The organism is Marivirga sericea, from assembly GCF_900177665.1.
Lineage (GTDB): Bacteria > Bacteroidota > Bacteroidia > Cytophagales > Cyclobacteriaceae > Marivirga > Marivirga sericea.
This window is the reverse complement of record NZ_FXAW01000001.1, coordinates 1,130,953-1,149,929: the sequence shown is the minus strand read 5'-3', so window position 1 is coordinate 1,149,929 and position 18,977 is coordinate 1,130,953. Positions and strand designations below refer to the sequence as shown.

11 protein-coding genes are annotated in these 18,977 nt (G+C 35.4%); 4 read left to right on the top strand and 7 right to left on the bottom strand.

Going from position 1 to position 18,977, the window contains the following annotated elements:
* Positions 1–50 precede the first annotated feature (50 nt).
* The 4 genes from ligA to B9Y84_RS04765 all read left to right on the top strand — a co-directional run bounded on the left by ligA (position 51) and on the right by B9Y84_RS04765 (position 4,692).
* A complete protein-coding gene (gene ligA / locus B9Y84_RS04780) occupies positions 51–2,066 on the top strand; it encodes an NAD-dependent DNA ligase LigA (RefSeq protein ID WP_085515930.1) in 2,016 nt (671 codons plus the stop codon).
* 4 nt (positions 2,067–2,070) lie between these two features.
* On the top strand, positions 2,071–2,601 hold the full coding sequence (locus tag B9Y84_RS04775) for a DUF6913 domain-containing protein (protein ID WP_085515929.1): 531 nt from the start codon (positions 2,071–2,073) through the stop codon (positions 2,599–2,601).
* A complete protein-coding gene (gene dapA, locus B9Y84_RS04770; protein ID WP_085515928.1) occupies positions 2,573–3,475 on the top strand; it encodes a 4-hydroxy-tetrahydrodipicolinate synthase in 903 nt (300 codons plus the stop codon). Before B9Y84_RS04775 ends, dapA begins: the two co-directional genes overlap by 29 nt.
* 164 nt (positions 3,476–3,639) lie before the next feature.
* Positions 3,640–4,692 carry a serine hydrolase domain-containing protein gene (locus tag B9Y84_RS04765; protein WP_085515927.1) on the top strand — a complete coding sequence of 351 codons (1,053 nt, stop codon included), beginning with the start codon at positions 3,640–3,642 and terminating at the stop codon, positions 4,690–4,692.
* On the opposite strand, the gene B9Y84_RS04760 is transcribed toward B9Y84_RS04765, so the two are convergent.
* From B9Y84_RS04760 to lon, 7 genes are all read right to left on the bottom strand, one after another.
* A complete protein-coding gene (locus tag B9Y84_RS04760; protein ID WP_085515926.1) occupies positions 4,693–6,732 on the bottom strand; it encodes an OmpA family protein in 2,040 nt (679 codons plus the stop codon).
* 100 nt (positions 6,733–6,832) lie between these two features.
* Complete coding sequence (locus B9Y84_RS04755) at positions 6,833–8,596, bottom strand: 3'-5' exonuclease (RefSeq protein WP_085515925.1); 1,764 nt, start codon at positions 8,594–8,596, stop codon at positions 6,833–6,835.
* 260 nt (positions 8,597–8,856) lie between these two features.
* Positions 8,857–12,954: a hypothetical protein gene (locus tag B9Y84_RS04750; RefSeq protein ID WP_085515924.1), complete on the bottom strand. Its 4,098-nt coding sequence runs from the start codon at positions 12,952–12,954 to the stop codon at positions 8,857–8,859.
* Positions 12,955–13,186: 232 nt separating this feature from the next.
* On the bottom strand, positions 13,187–13,915 hold the full coding sequence (locus tag B9Y84_RS04745; RefSeq protein WP_085515923.1) for an SDR family NAD(P)-dependent oxidoreductase: 729 nt from the start codon (positions 13,913–13,915) through the stop codon (positions 13,187–13,189).
* 122 nt (positions 13,916–14,037) lie between these two features.
* Positions 14,038–15,426, bottom strand: a complete 1,389-nt coding sequence (gene hslU / locus B9Y84_RS04740) for an ATP-dependent protease ATPase subunit HslU (RefSeq protein ID WP_176223716.1) — start codon at positions 15,424–15,426, stop codon at positions 14,038–14,040.
* Entirely contained in the window at positions 15,423–16,475 is a 1,053-nt protein-coding gene (gene porQ, locus B9Y84_RS04735) for a type IX secretion system protein PorQ (RefSeq protein ID WP_085515921.1), read from the bottom strand. Before porQ ends, hslU begins: the two co-directional genes overlap by 4 nt.
* The gene (gene lon, locus B9Y84_RS04730) at positions 16,472–18,967 is read right to left on the bottom strand and encodes an endopeptidase La (RefSeq protein WP_085516043.1); all 2,496 of its coding nucleotides are present in this window, start codon (positions 18,965–18,967) and stop codon (positions 16,472–16,474) included. Before lon ends, porQ begins: the two co-directional genes overlap by 4 nt.
* Positions 18,968–18,977 lie beyond the last annotated feature (10 nt).

Genomic DNA, 18,977 nt, shown 5'->3' with positions numbered 1-18,977 from the left:
AAACAAATAGGCAAATCATTAGATTTGTGATTTAAGCCCTAGCATTAAAAATGGATAAAAATACAGCCGAACAAAAAATTCAGGAATTAAGCGAGAAGCTTCATTATTATAATTACAAATATTATCAGGATAGTATATCAGAGATTTCGGATTATGAGTTTGATATGATGCTGAAGGAGCTTATAGGCTTGGAGGAACAATTCCCTGATTTGAAAACGGATGATTCTCCTTCTCAGCGAATAGGAGGAGATATCACCAAAAATTTTGAGACTGTTGAGCATAAAATCCCCATGTTATCTTTGGGTAATACTTATTCCAAAGAGGAATTAGATGATTTTGATGGAAGGGTTCAAAAAGGCATAGGAGAGGAAGAGTATGAGTATTTTTGTGAACTTAAATTTGATGGTGTCGCTATTAGTCTGCATTATGAAAATGGTAAACTAATTAGGGGGGTAACACGAGGCGATGGGAGTAAAGGAGATGATATCACCAATAATGCTAAAACTATCAGAACAATACCACTAAGGGTACGAGGAGATAAATATCCTGAATATTTTGAGGCCAGGGGGGAAGTCTTTTTACCAAGAGAGGCTTTTAATGAAATCAATAGGGAACGTGAAGAAAATGGCGAGGCTTTATTGGCAAATCCTAGGAACGCAGCCTCCGGTACAATCAAAATGCAAGATTCTGGACTTGTTGCAAAAAGAAAATTGGATTGTTACTTATACTCATATGCAGGAGAAGATTTACCCATAGATTCTCATGAAGAAGGAATTAAGCAGTTAGAAAAATTCGGTTTCAATGTATCCCAAACTTATCGAAAGTGTAAAAATATCAATGAGGTATTTGAGTTTATCAATCAATGGGAAGTAAAAAGACACAACTTGCCTGTCGACACTGATGGAATTGTAATTAAGGTCAATAGTTTGGACCAACAAGAACAGTTAGGCTTTACAGCTAAAAGTCCACGGTGGGCGATTGCCTACAAATACAAAGCAGAGAGTTCGACTACTGTTTTAAAAGAGATTACCTATCAGGTGGGGAGGACAGGGGCGGTTACTCCTGTGGCCAATTTAGAACCTGTATCTTTAGCTGGAACCACTGTTAAACGTGCATCATTGCACAATGCCAATGAAATTGCTCGTTTAGACTTGAGAGTTGGGGATACCGTACATGTTGAAAAAGGAGGTGAAATTATACCGAAAATCACTGCAGTAGATTTGACCAAAAGAGATTTAGGCAGCTCCGAAGTTGAGTATATTAAAAATTGCCCGGAATGTGGAACTGAATTAGCAAGAGCAGAAGGTGAAGCCGTGCATTATTGTCCAAATAAAAAAGGTTGCCCACCGCAAATTAAAGGTTCAATAGAGCATTATATTCAGCGAAAAGCAGCCGATATTGACTCAATGGGTGAGCGCACCATACATATGCTTTATGAAAAAGGATTGGTTAGGAATATTGCCGATTTGTATGATTTGACCTATGAGGACGTATTTGAATTAGAAGGTTTCAAAGATTTAAGTACTCAAAATCTGTTAAACGGAATAGAGGAATCAAAGCAAATCCCATTTGAGAATATACTTTTTGGTCTTGGTATTCGCTTTGTAGGAAAAACCGTTGCTGAGAAATTGGGAGTCCATTTTAAAAATATCGATAATTTGGCAAAAAGTTCTTTTGAAGAATTGATAGAAGTTCCTGAAATTGGCGAACGAATTGCGCAAAGTGTGGTGGGATATTTTCAAGATGAAGATAATATTGCAGTAATAGAGCGTTTGAAATCGGCAGGACTTCAATTTGAAATTAAGGAAACTAGTATTGAACAAAAGGGCAATAACTTGCAAGGTATGTCTTTGGTAGTATCGGGGGTGTTTGAACACTATGGACGAGATGAAATCAAGGAAGTGATAAAGCAGTATGGAGGTAAAGTAGTTTCGGCTATTTCAGGAAAAGTAGATATATTAGTGGCTGGTGAAAATATGGGCCCTTCCAAGCGGCAAAAAGCCGAAAAAATGGGAGTGAAGATCATCAATGAAGTTGAATTTCGTAGCTTGATAAAAGAAAACTAAAGCAGTGATTAAAGATAAAATTTTATCATATAAAGTAAGAAGAGGACAAAAGAAAAATGAGTTTTTACATCAGGCTTATACCTACAATAAGTTAAGAAAAGTAGGTGTAATTTTTTCTTTTGATGATTTGAAAAAGCATGAAGCAGTTAAAAATTTCATCAAAACGCTGAAGGAAGATGGGATAGAGGTGACCGCTTTAGCCTACAAAGCGAAGAATACACAAAACTTTGAGTTCTATTTTGATTTTTTTGAAGACAAAGACATTGGGTTTTTCGGAAGTATCGACAATCCTTATTTTCAAAGCTTTTTAAATCAAAAATTAGAGTATTTATTTTGCTTGGATGATTCGCCCAACTTATACATGCAGTATTTGTTAGTACATTCAAAATCGGATACGCGCATCGGTGCTTATCAAGCGGAAGAAAATCAAGCCTCATTTTTTGAATTGATGATCAAGCCAAATAAAAGTGGAGATACCAAAATTTTAACAGAAGAGATTATTCATTATGTCAGAAAAATTTCAGGAAACAACTAAAAAATTTACAGGGGTGGGGCCCGCATTAGTTACCCCTTTTAAAGAAGACTTAACAGTAGATAGAGAAGCATTAGAAAAACTTTTAATCCATACTGCCAAAGGAGCTGATTATTTTGTAGTGCAAGGAACGACCGGCGAATCTGCTACTACCACTTTAAAAGAAAAACAAGAGATTTTAGCATTTGTAAAAACTCATAATCCAAAGAACCTACCTATAGTATTTGGAGCGGGGGGCAATAATACTTCTGGTGTTATTGATTTAATAGACCAAATGGATTTATCTGGAGTAGATGCTATCCTGTCTGCATCACCTCATTATAATAAACCTTCGCAGGAAGGCATTTATCAGCACTTTATAAAAATTGCTGACGCATCACCAATTCCAGTAATCTTGTATAATGTTCCAGGCAGAACAGCATCTAACATGAGCGCTGAGACTACCCTAAGACTGGCTAAGCATGAGAACATAATTGGAATTAAAGAAGCTTCAGGTGACTTAGGTCAATGCATGGAAATCATGGCCAAAAAACCCGATGAATTTCTTTTGATTTCAGGAGAGGATCTTTTGACTAATTCCATGATAACCTTAGGAGCTGTAGGGGTAATTTCTGTCTTAGCGAATCCTTTCCCAGAGGTATTTGCTGGCATGGTAAGCAATGCATTAAATGGCGATTTCGCAAAGTCAAATGAAAGCTTGTTCAAATTATTGTCAATCAATCCGCTGATGTATGAGGAAAGTAACCCAATTGGCGCAAAAGAAGCATTGCGGCAGCAGGGTATTTGCAAAAACTTTGTTAGAATGCCCTTATTGCCTGCTACGGATGGATTGTCTGAGAGAATTTCACAGATGATGAAAAAGTACAGCTTGAAATAAATTCATGTAGATATACAGCTATGATGCTTCTATTGTAGCTGTATAACATGAATTGCAAATCCTTTTTATCGGGTTGCTACTTAACCTGCCGCTGAAAAAAATAGTAATTGAATGCAACCAATTGTATTTACCTGCATCTAACCATTAGAACAAATTAAAATTTCTTGAAAAACATACTTTTATTGATCCCATTATTTTTGATTCTTTCATGTTCAAAGAGTAATGAAGACTTATCCTCTATCTCAACTGAAAAGAGTGGTTTAGATCCTACAAAACTAGATAGTTTAGATAGATTTTTGAAATCTGCTGGTTCATCTTCTTTAATGATACTGGTAGATGGAAAAATTGCGCATCAATTTGGTGACGTTACGAAAAAGCATACTGTGCATTCTATAAGGAAGTCTTTGATCAATAGTTTGTACGGAATTGCAGTAGAAGAAGGAATAATAGACACTTCAGCGACACTCGAGGATTTAGAAATCGATGATATTGAAGGCTTAACTAAGAAGGAAAAGCAAGCAACTATTGCAGATCTTTTAAAATCTCGTTCTGGTGTTTACCATGCATCGGGTGCAGTTTCTGAAGGAATGCTAAGAAATAAGCCAGAAAGAGGTCAATATGCTCCAGGAGAACACTTTTATTACAATAATTGGGACTTTAATGTGTTGGGAAACATCTTAGAAGGTGCAACAAATAAAACAATTTATGAGCTTTTTGACGAGAAGATTGCTAAGCCAATTGGTATGCAAGATTATCGAGCGAAATTTATTGAAATTGATGGTGAAGATCCAGAAGTGGAAATTCCAGAAACGGATGGTTTTTACCAGAAGGAGGCATCAAAATCGAAATTTCCCGCTTATCACTTTCGGTTATCTTCAAGAGATATGGCAAGGTATGGTCAGTTGTATTTGCAGAAGGGGAATTGGAATGGTAAACAGATTATACCTGAGAGTTGGATTGAGATCAGTACTAAACCCCATAGCATAACTAATCCTAAGTATGAAATTGCTTATGGAATGCTTTGGTATGTATTGTATCCAAACGAAAACAGGACTAGTAAATCTTTTTACCATACTGGCACGGGAGTTCACATGTTGGGAGTGTATCCTGGAAATAATATGGTGCTCATCCATAGGGTAGATACTGAAAAAGAATATAAATTTCACCAAGGGAATTTTTATCAGATGATTTCAAAGGTATTTGGAAGTTTTAAGTAGTTATTTAGCCACAATTGTAAATTCAACTCTTCTGTTTTCAGCACGTCCTTCGTCTGTATTATTGCTGCTAATAGGAGAGGTTTCTCCTAATCCTTTGGAGGTCATTCTGCCTTTTGCTATTCCTTTTTCTAACAGATATTCCATAACTGCTTGTGCTCTTCCTTCGCTTAAGGTCAGATTATAATCATCGCTCCCTTTACTGTCTGTATGGCCAATAATCTCAATCTTTATGCCTGGATTTTGATTCATAAGATCAGTTAGCCTATCCAATTCCGGAAATGAAGCCTCTTTAAGAGTGGTTTTATCAAAATTGAAATAGATATTGTCAATGATAACCGTTTTTCCGACTTCAATTGGAGACATTTCCAAAGTTGTGCTATATTCTCTAAAGTCTTGGTTATCAGTTATGATCATTTTTTCTTCAAGATTTAAATAGTTGATTTTTTTGCCCCTAATAATTAGTTCACCAGTTTTTTTTATTATTAAATTAAAAGTACCATCCGTCTTGCTCTTCAGGCTTGCGATAGTAGTGTCTTGTATTTCAAAATTTAAATCAGCCTCTAAAGGTTCTTTAGTTTTTTCATCTAATACAATTCCGGACACTATATATGGTTTAATCTCCTTATTCATTTCGTAATCTCTTCTTACCTCATATTCGTATTCACCTGCAGGGACACTAACCGTAAATTCTTCTTCTATATTCTCATAATCTGTTGAAACGATCTTTATTTGATAAACTCCTGCACCCTCTAAGACCATGCTATATCCGCCATCTTCAAATGCTGTTCTGGCTGAATCAAGAAAAATATCCTTTTTTACATATACTTTGGCATTTACCGGGTTTAAAGTCTTGCTATCTGTAATTAAGCCATATAAGTTAACCTTGGACTTAATTGGACTTAAGAGTAAATTTTTATGAATAATGGTGTCCTGTTTTATTTCTGATAAGTCTAGCAATTCGTTCAGTTGCTCATAACCGATTTTCGCAGCTAAAAGGTCGAAGGGTTTGTTTTTATAAGTGGTAAAAGTATAGAAGCCATCAGATTTGACATTTATATTAATAGTTTTGTCCGCTTTCGGTTTTGCGGTTAGGTATAATGCTAATGGTTCCATGCTTTCCTCATCTAGAACTTTGCCTTTAACTATAATTTTAGCTTTTGGTACAAGGCCGTAGATGTTCATATTGCTCCCGTCCGCACTGACATACGTACGAGTTGTGAACGCATTTTGTCCAGACTTGTCAACTGAGAAATAGGAGTCAAATCCATCAGTATTAATTGGTGCGCCTATATTTTCTGGCTCACTCCAATTTAACCAGCTACCATCTAATCGCTTAACTTTCCAAACATCCACGCCTCCCGTAGTCCCTTCTCGGTTACTAGCAAAATACATTACCTGATCGTCTTCAGCTAAATAGGGCCCAAATTCATCTTTATAAGTACTTAAGGATTCTATTATTCTTGGCTTGGAATAGCTGCCGTCACTTTTTCTTTTACTAAGATAAAGATCACTGTAAGCTTTGCCTTCTCTTTCGTTCATGTAAATGATAATGGCTTCTCGGTCCTCGCTGATTACTGCGCCAGAAAACCTACCTTTACTCATTTTATCATAGTCTTCGACCGGTAACTCGTCTGGTTTGCTCCAACCGTTTTTCTCTTTTGTAACAATTGAAAAGCCTTTCTCTTTTTTACGATCACCACCTCTAATGAATAGAGAATTCCCATCATCAAGAATTGTTAAAACTTGATTAAATTTTCTTTTGTTAAATGGAGATTCCATATGAATAGCCTTGCCCCAAGTCCCGTCTGCTTGTTTATCAGAGTACCATATATCTTGTGAATTATCTCTTCCTTCATTATTTTCAGGATGGTTCGAAATCGTAAAGTAGAGTCTCTTATTATCTGGGGTAACCAAAGGAGCACTTTCATGGTATCTTGAATTTACTTCATTATTGAGTTCTACCAATTGATATAAAACTTGCTCATTTTGGCTAAATGCTAAAAAAGGAATAAGCAAAAGGAGTATTAATAGCTTTCTCATCTCTGATATTTTGTCATAAAGATTACTAAAAAGAAGAAAAATAGCTATTCATCGATAAAATATATCCCTTCAACTGTAATATTTTAATTGAAAATATAATTTACTGTTCATCAAATGAATTTAATTTTTGAATTCTGGCTCTTATAGCACCTTTAGTTCTGCCGAAATGATTTGCTAAATCCATTGTACTTAATCCTTCCTCAAACATAAATTGGAGCTCTCGATCCAGTTCATCATTCCATGGGGAGTAAGCTGAATTTTGTTTCTTTTTGATGTCAGCATTGTTGAAAGTTCTTTTTTCAAAGTTGTGAAGGTTTAAATCCTTGATAGCAGCACCATATTCTTCTTCTTTTCGTTTCAAGAGGATGATTTGTCTGTTCTCTTCCCAATTTTCAGGAATTAGTTCTTCGTCTATATAGAGCTTATTTTTGGTTCGGGTAATAGCTACGTACAATAAATTAATTTCCTCTTTGAGCTTTTGTTTGATTAAGTTAGGAATCTTTTTTTGCTGGCTTATTTTTTTTAATTTTTCCTCTGTTAAAAAATCATTTACGAGTTGAACTGAGTCATACTCCATACCCTTGCATCGATGAACAGTGGAGAAAATGATGTTGGCTTTGTCACGATCTTGATTTTCCACATGCTTTTCCTTCAATTGCTTGATAAATTTCGGTATTTCATTACCGTATTCTCTAACCAACTCTACCATCATGCCCAATTGCATGTCTTCCGTTTTGTCAATATACTCCTCCAAATCCTCCAATTCCTTCATTTTTTTGATCAAAGGATCCTTAATGAATTTCTTTTTGCCATTGTATAAATTTAGCACATCATAGAGAGAAGTTCCGTCATCTGCGTAAGTGTAAGAATTAATATTACCTTCGAAGTATATACCCTCTAAGTTTTTCCTTTCTGAGATGTAATCGATGGCCTTAGATAATAAACCAAGATTAGTTCTAGCCAAAACCGCTTTTTGCTCCCCCTTCGAAGGAGTTCCGAGGCCTTTTAATTGAAATTTAAGATCTGGCTGGACGTAATTTTTTCTTTCGACCACAGCTTGAGCCAATTCTGCAATTTTGTCATTAAATCTAAAGCTGCTCGATAGTTCAAAGGGTTTGAAGTCGACCATTTCAAGTGAATTGGCAGCATATCTCCAGGAGTAAATCTGTTGATGCGTGTCTCCTACAATTACCTTGGTAGCTTTTTGCTTAAGGAAAACATCTAGCATTGCAGGAGAGGCATCTTGCCCTTCATCAAACAGAATATAATCGTAGTCTAATAAGGGGTTTTGTAATTGAAATGTTTTGAGATAGAAGTCATGTGTGATGGCAATTTCTCCACTATTCATTTTAGCTAGAAATTCACGGGTTTTCTTTTTTATGTAGGAATAATTTGTTTCAACAAACCCTAAAGCTTTTTTATCTGCTATGGTATCTTCATAATTTAACTCTTCGACTTTGGAGACGCTGCTATTGCAGAAATAGGATGTGAATTTGCTTATGTGGTTAGCTATAATCATTTCGGCAAGTGGCTCGCCACTGCCTTTAATTCCTAGAATATCTGCTAGCTCGTGATTTTTGTAGCCATTGCTATTGATTTCTAGATCATTCCCAATAACGACATGTTTAAACGCCAGGGAGTGGGCCGTTTGCACATCTACATTGCGAAGATTGATGGATTTAAATTTTTTGGTTGCTTCTAGTTTTACTGATTTGTTAAAAGCTAGATAGAGGATTCGACTATTCTTAGGTCTGCTTTCGGCATAAGAAATCAGTGTGGTAGTTTTTCCAGAGCCAGCCACCGCATTTATTTTAATGTTACCATCCGATTGAATGATAGAGGATTGCTCTTGTGTTAGTTTCATTGGTTGATATTTTTAGGCAATTGATATTAAATCTACTGCCTTTTTTATTTTTACTATCTTAAAAATTATTGAATTTAAAATTATTAAAAAAATACTAATCTTAAAATTTTGACTTGTAGGATATAAACAAAGAGGGCGGTCTACCATCAAAATTGAAGAAAAGTAGTTTTGCTGAAGTCGCTATTCTTCATGATTTCTATCTCAGACAATTTTTCTTTCCATTAGCACGAATAAGCAAATTAAGGTCTGAAAAGGAAACTTTAGTTTTCATTCTCCATCACCTCTTCTTTGTTTTCTTTATAATAGGCTTTCGCTTCTTCTTTACTTTTATTGATACCAATGCTGCTTACTGCACCACTTAAAAGTGCCTTAGCCCAGAGGTTGAAAATAGAGCGACTTTTTATTCGTTCAAAGAAAATATTTCCCTCTTGAAGGCTGAACCATCTTGGATTTTTTGAACTGACCACAAAGCTATTAGCAAAAATGGTTTTTAGATTATTCCCAAAGCCTTTTGATTGGTAGGTTTCCCTGTCCAATAGATTAATTTTAAGATTATTATATCTAAATTCCATTAAGCCTTCTGCATAATCTTCATTACCTTGAAAATTTATGTTTACTTCCTCATTAGCTCCTGAGCGTATTTCAATTGCACCTAGGGGGATTAGCATTTCGTTTAGGGCTCTCAAATCCAGTGCTCCTACAGTTCCCATAAAGCGGAACTCACTTTTTTCCGATGGTATAGGAAATTCCACTTTGGTGGAGAAGTCGGCTTTTTCATTCAGTTGTCCTTTGGCTTGAAGCACTAGAGGGTTTTCATTTTTAAAATGATGTGTCCTTAAATTGAAAATATGACCTTCATCGATATTGAGGGTCATAGTTCCTATACCCGAAGTTTCTTTAGGGATAATGTGAATGTGGATATCTGAATTTACAAAAACTGTATCTACTTGAAAGGCAAACTCTAATTCAGAAAGCAATTTCTGAGGCATCGGAACTATTCTATTATCATTATGTGGTACATTTAAATCTCTAAATACAGTGAAGTCTCCATCTTGCACTTCCAATTTGTTGAGAATGAATTTTTGACTGTTTAATAGACTGTCAATATTGAGATTTTTGGCTTTTAAAGTCGATACATCTAGTTTAAACCAATCATTCTGATAATTAATATGTTTGCTGTACTCAAAACGATCGTATTGGGATCGTAATTTGATTGCATTAGCGCTAAAAGCTGCCTCAGGGTAACGGAAGGTATAGTCTTCAGCAGTGACGGTGTAATTCTTTCCGAAATTTTCTCTGTAATTTTTTCCTGTGAAAACTACTGAATTTAACTGATGATGTATTTTTTTTGGATTTAATATGGAATCCAAAGCTAATCTGTTGACAGATAGATCAGCTTTTCGAATAAAATAGCTACGCTTTTTTTCTTGGTGATATAACTCAATGTTTATATTTTCTGAGTGAAGTTGTTGTATTTTGATTGATTTAAATGGCATAGGAATTCCTCTCGATATACTGCTGTTTTCTCCATTAATTTGAAGGTTAATAGAGGTCTTTGCACTACTAATCTCATGAACATTGATTCTTTGACGATTAATGTAGTCATCGAAATTCAAATTCATCAACTTAATATCTCCAAATGCCAAGGAAGTATTGTTTTTAGCTCCTGTAAAAAGAAACTCTTCAATTTCGCCTGTTTTCCTAAAACTGTTCAAGGTCAAATTCTTCAGTGAAATAGTGTCTTTTGATGGGGAATAAAATGCCATGGTTTTGTTTTTGATTGTAAAATCATCAGCAAATCCGAAATTTGAATTCTCATTTTTCGGAAAAGTCAAATTACGCACTGTCAGTTGTGCATCCGAAGTGAGGAGCTGACTCACCTCTTTTGAATTATCTATTAATAAAATACTTGAACCCAGTAAATTGATTTTGCTGTTTTTTATGGCAAGGTTTAATTTATTATTCTTTTCATTTGAAGATTTGAAATACTTTTTAAGATTGTTGGAACCTCTATAGTTTAATTGAGTGATACGAGTTAACATGCTATCAGCTTCAAAACGCTGATTTTGGAGGAGTTCATTTTGATTAAAATTTGTAAAACTGATTTCAGGTACTTTAATTGAGATAGAAAAACTATCATTTTGATGGTAAGGATTGATATGCAAATCCTTTAGCGATAGGTTTGATTGATTTTTGGGTAAACTCAATCGTGCTAATCTAATTTGATGTTTTAACTTATCATCAGTTAGGCTTAATTTATTTGCAGTAACTTGAAAAAACTTAACTTGATTATCGTAGTTTAATTCTACGTCAAAATCTGCTATGCTTAGATTTCTGAATTCATCTATTTGATAACTTAAGTCTCCCTCTTTTAATAAAATGTTAATAGGCTTTTCAGAGAATGTCCATTCCCTTTTCTCTTTTGAAGGTTGACTGAATTCTTTGTAGCTTAAATTGAGCTTTGGTTTAAAAAGTGTGAGGCTGTCAATATTGATTTTTTTTCTATTAAGAATACTGTCTAATTGTACTCCTTTAACGTTTAAATATTCTACTGTTAGGCGGTCTCTTTGTTCTTTATAAGTAAAATTCACATCAGTTAAATCTAAGGAGTGAAGATTGTTTTGAGATTGGAAACTGCTGACACTGAAATCTCCTGAATTCATTTTGAAAACTAATTCCTGACCATTGATTAAAGTACTGTCTGCTATCATATGCCAAGAATGAAGTCCAGAATCAAGCTTGAGGAGGTGCGATTCTATATTGAGCGATTTGCCCTTCAGTGTATTGCCTACATTTAAATCTGTATTTAGTACCGAAAATTTCTTAAGTTTTACCTCAGAAAGATACTTCACTAAAATATCTGATAACCTCTCTGGAGTGATCATCGCTTTTTGATTTTCACTGTTTTTTAAATAGGGTGGTGTAATGGTAATTACTGAATTTCTGAGGGCTAAGCTTTTTAGGTTTACGCGCTCGTTATCATATATATCGCGGTGTGCAATCCCATCTATTCTCATCACGGGAAGGGAAAGGTTAAATTGGGTCATGGTGCTATCCTCAAGACTTCTAGAAGGCTTGATTTCAAGGTTTTGAACCAATAATGTGGAATCAATAGTATTAAAATTAAGTTTTTTAAATTTGATGTTGTGTAGATTATCAGGTAATAAATAATCGTAATCGTTGATTTCTACTGTTGCATGCTCAAAGTAGTGGATAATATTTTGAATATCTCTTTGGGTTGAATCTAGTTGAATATTGAACAAGTCTATGCTGATGTTGTCTGACAAAAATCTTTGCTGATTATCACCTTTTAAGGTAAGGTTTAATCCTCCTTCTTTAATTTTCAGTTTATCTACCTCAATTAAATCAAATAAGGCTAAAAGAGATGCTCCAATACTGTTTTCAGCCTGTTCTGTATTTTGTTTTTTTGATTTTAATACAGATTGAATTTTTATTTGTGGCTTAGGAATATTGACTTCCTTTACGACTAGAAAGTTATCTTCATAGGCTTTTAGATAGTTAATTCCTTTCAATTCTAAAGTCGGAATATCAATATCGTAAACATTTTGCTTTTCTTGCTGAAAAACTACCCCGGGGTCGATGTCTTTCCTGGGGTTAATTTTAAAGTTATTGAAATTAAGAATAGAGTCTTTAGTAGACAGTTCAAAACCTTCAAAACTCAGCTCATGAATACTGTCAGGTAGTAAAATAGATTGCTGATTTACACCAAGATTTATCGCTTCAGAATAAAAAATTTTTTTTCGATTTCTTTCTTGTGATACTTGAAAATTTTCGACCGAAAAATCAATCGCCTTTAATCTGAAGTTACTCGGGGAATGCTCTACGGTTCCACTTCGTACCTTTAAGTAGTTGATTTGTAGTAGATCCAAATATTCAGAAATTACGTCATAAAGTTCCCCTGTTTCCCGGCCAAACTTAAGCGGTTTTTTTTCTGGATTTATTTTAGTCATAAATAGCAATGGATCAATTACCTCTATACCATCTACTACTAATTCTTTCTGAGTATAGATCCTTAAAACCGATTCAAGCGAGATATTGACTTCACCCACCCTCGCTTCATAAAGATTCTTTGCATTGATGCTATCTTCCCTATTCGCAGGTGTTGCAGACAAGCTGATATTTTTCAGATTAAGGGACTGTCTTAGAATATTTAGATCGATATCATCAAAATTTAATTGATATAAGCCTTTGCTTTCTGTGCTTATCAATTCTTGCAGATATTCTCCCGAAATTCTATTCCCCAGTTTTCTTAATTGATCATTAACTATAAAACCTAAAAATAAAATAAGGATAGCAAAGCCGATAGAGCGGTATAGTTTTTTTTGTTTTCGGTTCATATAAGTTCTAAAAGCTTAAGATAAGCTTTTTGACTGAAATAGCAGGGGTTTTTTGATGAAAACTAGTAGTTACGGGTGGAAATAGCTTCACAGAAAACAAAATCCGTTCAACCTCAACTTGAGATATCGGATAACTTGATCGTGGTCGATTTTTCACAATTTCATGATTTTTCAAAAAAAGTAAGTGTTTTTTCTAAATGGGGCAGAAAAATGAATTGAACTACCTCTTTTTTCAAACATCCCTAACATCCAAAATCACATCAGGGTACTGCTCAAGGTTATCGATGAAATGGAAGTATTTTTCTGCAACCTCAGCTTCACTGCTCAATTGATTGTCAGCTTTTAAATTCTTAAATTTATCCACCCCGCTGAATGATTTTTCATCTGTACTGCGAATTTGAGTTTGCATTTCGGTGTCTACCACGCCAGGAGCAATGGCTTTAATGACAAAACCTGTTTGATCCATATCAACTTCTTTCGCTGCAACTTTTGTAGCCATATCTAAGGCTGCTTTTGATGCGCAGTAGCCAGACCAGCCATCAACGGCATTTTTCCCTGCACCTGAACTTATATTAATGATGATTTTTTCACCAGAAAAATCCTTAAAATCTTTCATGAACTGATTCATCAGTAGGAGAGGAGCACTTACGTTCAAATCAAATAAATGCGGGATGCTATCATTTTCAATAGCTCCCAAATGCCCGATCTCACCCAATGTTCCTGCATTATTAATTAAAACCACTTCTTCAAATTTTTGTGCATCTGAAAATAGTTCTGGTAATGATTTTGTGAGCTTAGGAATATCTGATAAATCATAAGTCAAAGCTTTATAATTCTCATGCTGAATAGAATGAGTTCGATTTATTCCCCGTACTTCAGCACCTCTTTTCAGTGCTTTTTCTGCTAATCCTTTGCCTATTCCTTTGCTAGCTCCAGTGATGATGAATAATGATTTTTTCATAGTTTAGGTAATATTGATATTTGATTAATCGATTGAAAAGAATTTAAGTTTAGTTTTTTTGGCATAAAAAAGCCCGAAATTCAAATCAGAATTTCGGGCTTCAATTACAAACGAAAAGGAGATTACAGTATATACTGACTCAAGTCCTTATCCTTCACTAATCCATCTAATTTTTCTCCTACCATTTGCTTAGTAATCACTACTTTGGCGTTGGCACCTATTTTATCAGGGATATCGAATAATAACTCATTCAATAATCTGCTCATGACGGTTTGCAATCTTCTTGCACCAATATTTTCCACTTCCGAATTCACCTGAAAAGCAATTTCAGCTAAATCTTCTAATGCGTCATCATCAAAAAGCAACTCAACTTCTTCTGCTTTTAGTAATGCAATGTATTGTTTAGTTAAAGCATTCTTCGGCTCTTTTAGTATCCTCAAGAAATCGTCTTTTGTCAAACTGTCTAATTCCACTCTAATTGGAAAACGACCTTGCAACTCTGGGATTAAATCAGATGGCTTACTCACATGAAAAGCTCCAGCCGCCACAAATAGGATGTGGTCAGTATGGATCAAACCATATTTAGTATTCACAGCACTGCCTTCCACAATTGGTAAAAGGTCTCTTTGAACTCCCTCTCTGCTCACATCTCCACCGCTTGAATTTCCACTACCTTTTGCAATTTTATCAATCTCATCAATGAAAATCATGCCCGTGTTTTCAGCTTTTTTGATAGCTTCTTCTTTCACTTCATCCATATCGATTAATTTAGAAACCTCTTCTTCAATTAAGATCTTTCTAGCTTCTTCGATAGTGACTTTACGCTTCTTATTTTTTTTCGGCATCATGTTGCTGAGCATATCCTGAAGATTAATCATGGAGGCTTCATCCATCATACCTCCACCAACCATACCCATTCCATTGTTGGCTGGAGTTTTTACATTGATGTCAATTTTACGATCTTCTAATTCGCCATTGCGGAGCTTTTGTCTGAAACGTTCGCGAGTTTTTTGATTTAATTCGTAATCATTATCTGGCACCTGATTTTCTGCTGTGGTGCTAATAGGTCGTTGATTTGTTGATTTCATGGGTGGGATCAAAGCATCTAAAATCACATCTTCAACCGCTTGCGTGGCTTTTTCTTTTACCTCTTCTTTTTTGGCAGCTTTCACCAAGTTCACGGATTGCTCTACCAAGTCACGCACCATGCTTTCTACATCTCGTCCGACATATCCCACTTCTGTAAATTTAGAAGCTTCCACTTTCGTAAATGGTGCATCTGCTATTTTTGCCAATCGTCTCGCAATTTCAGTTTTACCTACACCCGTTGCTCCAATCATTAATATATTATTAGGTACTATTTCACCCTGAATGTCCATGGGGGTATTCATCCTTCTCCATCGATTACGCAAGGCAATAGCAACATTGCGTTTAGCATCATTCTGTCCTATTATATATTTATCAAGTTCTGCAACGATTTCCTTCGGTGTCAAAAATAAGTTATTGTTCATGATTTTTTCTTCTTTACAAATTCTTTCAAATTAGTTCCTAGCGTTATAAAATGAGCAAAACCTCCCGCTTGGTAAATGGCATTTGAATAAGCCAAATTAAATTTTTTGGTTTCGAGATATACTCCAAAGGTAAAACCACCTGCTCCTCCTACTTGTTCAGCTTTCAGAGATTGTCTGATTAAATGGTTATAACCGGCTCTTAGATTTACATTTTTCCCCAAAATTACTTCACTTCCAATGGTTATATGCTGAAATATTTTATCAAAAGTCGAGGGTGGATTGTTACGCACATCATTAAAAACCACATTATCATCATCACTGTTTAAACTCTGATCAAAATAACTTAAATCATATTGATACAGCCGATTTACCGATAAGGAGAAACGGAATGGCATAAACTGAGGCTTAAATGTTCCGCCTAATTGTACATCAAAAGGCAAACTTCTATCTTCTACTACATATTTAGAGGTGTAAAAGCCTAAGTTTTTGATGACTAAGCCAAAGCTAAGTTCCTCTTCTGGATGCACAAATACACCTCCCAAATCAGTTAGCAATGCTGATTGATTAAAACCGCTGACTTGGCTAGCTACAAATTTCAAACTAGCCCCATAACGAAACACCCCATCTTCTCTTGAATGGCTAACTTGAAATGCATAATCAGATGCACTGAAATTTTCTGTCTTACCACCTGTTTTGTCAAACCCCTCAAATTGTCCATAATGCGCGTAGATTAGACCAAAGCTCACTATGCCTAGTCTGTCAAAATCATGGGCATAAGTAATCTGACTATTGTAAATGTCAGCAAAATATGGGTTCAAACTGAATGATATTTGTCCATTCATATCGGAATTCAACAAAGCGGGATTTTGCCAAGTCATATTGACATCTCCTGCATTTGAACTCACATTTACTGTTCCTAATCCTGCAATTCTTGCGTGATTAGGAGTTTCCAGAAAAGAAAAGGCACGCAATCCTCCTATTTGACCATATGCCGTGGCAATTGTCAAACAAAGTAGAATAAGGTTTGCTATGACCTTTTTCCATATCATACAATCGTGGCCGAGACAGTTTTCTTATTATCATCTTCAGGAATCACAAAATCTATCGGATTCTTGATTTTTTCTTTTAGTAAAGCGATTTCCAGGACTTCACTCACTTGATCAACGAAGTGAATATTCAAGCCTTTAATATACCTTGAATCGATTTCATCTATGTCTTTTCTATTTCTTTGACATAGGATTACATCTTTTATACCTGCTCTTCTTGCGGCAAGAATCTTTTCCTTCAATCCACCAATTGGTAATACTTTACCACGTAAAGTGATTTCACCTGTCATGGCCAATTTCGATTTTACTTTTCTTTGCGTGAAAATCGAAGCCAAAGAAGTGATCATGGCTATACCTGCTGATGGTCCATCTTTTGGCACTGCACCAGCTGGGACGTGGATATGCAGGTCATAGTGGTCAAATATCTTGTGATGGATGCCTAATTCACCAGCATGAGAACGTAAGTAGGAGAGTGCAGTCATTGCCGATTCTTTCATGACATCTCCTAACTGACCAGAAAGGGTCAGCTTTCCTTTTCCTCTACTTAAACTAGATTCAATAAATAAGATTTCTCCACCAACTGAAGTCCAGGCTAAGCCCGTTACTAAACCAGCGGTCTCATTATCTTGATAGACTTCCTTTTCAAAAACTTCTGCGCCTAATATTCTTACAACATCTTCGGGTTCAATCTTATTGTTAAACTCTTCTTCCATCGCAATGGATTTGGCAATATTTCGAACAATTTTACCAATAGTTCTTTCTAGACCTCTAACACCTGACTCGCGTGTGTAGTCTTCAATTATTTTAGCAACAGCTTTTTTACTAATTGCTACATCTTTAGTTTTTAAACCATGCTCTTTTTTCTGTTTGGGTATAAGATGCTTTCTGGCGATCTCTACTTTCTCCTCTAGTGTATAGCCGGTTACTTCAATCACTTCCATTCTGTCTCTTAAGGCAGGATGAATGGTGTCTAATGAGTTGGCGGTTGCTATGAAAAGTACATTTGATAAGTCATATTCAACTTCTAAGTAATTATCTTGGAAGGTTTCATTTTGCTCTGGGTCTAAAACTTCAAGCAAAGCAGAAGAAGGATCCCCTCTGAAATCAGAATTGACTTTATCTATTTCATCTAAAATATAAACAGGGTTTGATTTGCCCGCTTTTTTCATGTTCTGCACAATTTTCCCTGGCATAGCACCTACATAGGTTTTTCTATGTCCTCGTATCTCCGCTTCATCATGAACTCCACCCAATGACATCCGAACATATTTTCTGCCTAGTGCATCAGATATCGACTTACCCAATGAAGTTTTACCAACTCCCGGAGGTCCGTAAAGACATAGAATCGGGGCTTTCATATCCTGCTTTAGCTTTAATACTGCTAGGTACTCTATAATTCGTTCTTTTACTTTTTCTAGCCCATAATGATCTCGGTCTAAAATTTTCTTGGCTCTTTTCAAATCAAAATTATCCTTAGTCAATTCACCCCAAGGTAATTCTAATAGTAATTCCACATAATTCATGGCAACCGGATATTCTGCTGCTTGTGGATTGATACGAGAAAGCTTATCAATTTCTTTATTAAAATGTTTTTGCACAGTCTCCGACCAATTCTTCTCTTGAGCCTTTAGTCTCAAGTTATCTAATTCTTGATCTGGGCTGTCTTGGCCTAATTCATCTTGCAAAACTCTAATTTGTTGTCTTAAAAAGTAATCTCTCTGCTGCTGATCGATATCAGTATGAACCTTTTTGTGAATTTCATTCTTTAATTCCAGCATTTGGATATCCTTGAGCATGAACTCCAATAATAGCGTTGCACGCTCTTTGGCATTCGTTTTTTCTAAGAGTTTTTGCTTATCTGCTACTTCGGAATTAATATTAGAAGAAAGGAAATGTGTTAAGAAATTAGGGTTTTCGATATTGTCCAAAGCCACCTGAGCCTCTTGTGGAATCTCAGGATTTAATTTTAAAATTTTACTGGCAGCATCTTTTAAGGATTGAATAACAGCTTTATTCGATTTTAATTTTGGATCTAACTCTTCGTCATCCAACTCTTTGTAGGTAGAAATCAGGAAAGGATCTTCTTGAACAATTTCATTTACTTGAAACTTTTGCTTACCCTGAATAATGATTGTAGTATTTCCATCTGGTAAAACAATCATTTTTAGAATACGAGCAACAGTTCCTACGCTGTAAATATCATCTTTTCCGGGATCTTCAACCTTACTGTTGGATTGCGCTACAACACCAATTATTCTATCGCCCTTATATGCTTTTTTAACAAGTTTAATCGATTTTTGACGCCCTACTGTAATAGGGATTACTACTCCTGGGAAAAGTACAGTGTTCCGTATGGGTAAGATCGGAAGTTGATCAGGTAATTCTTCCTCTCGCATACTATTTTCCTCATCGGTAGATATCAGTTGTATTAACTCACCTGTTTCATCGTCATTAATATCTGAAAAAACCTGTTGATGCTTAAATATTGAATCCATATATATTTTT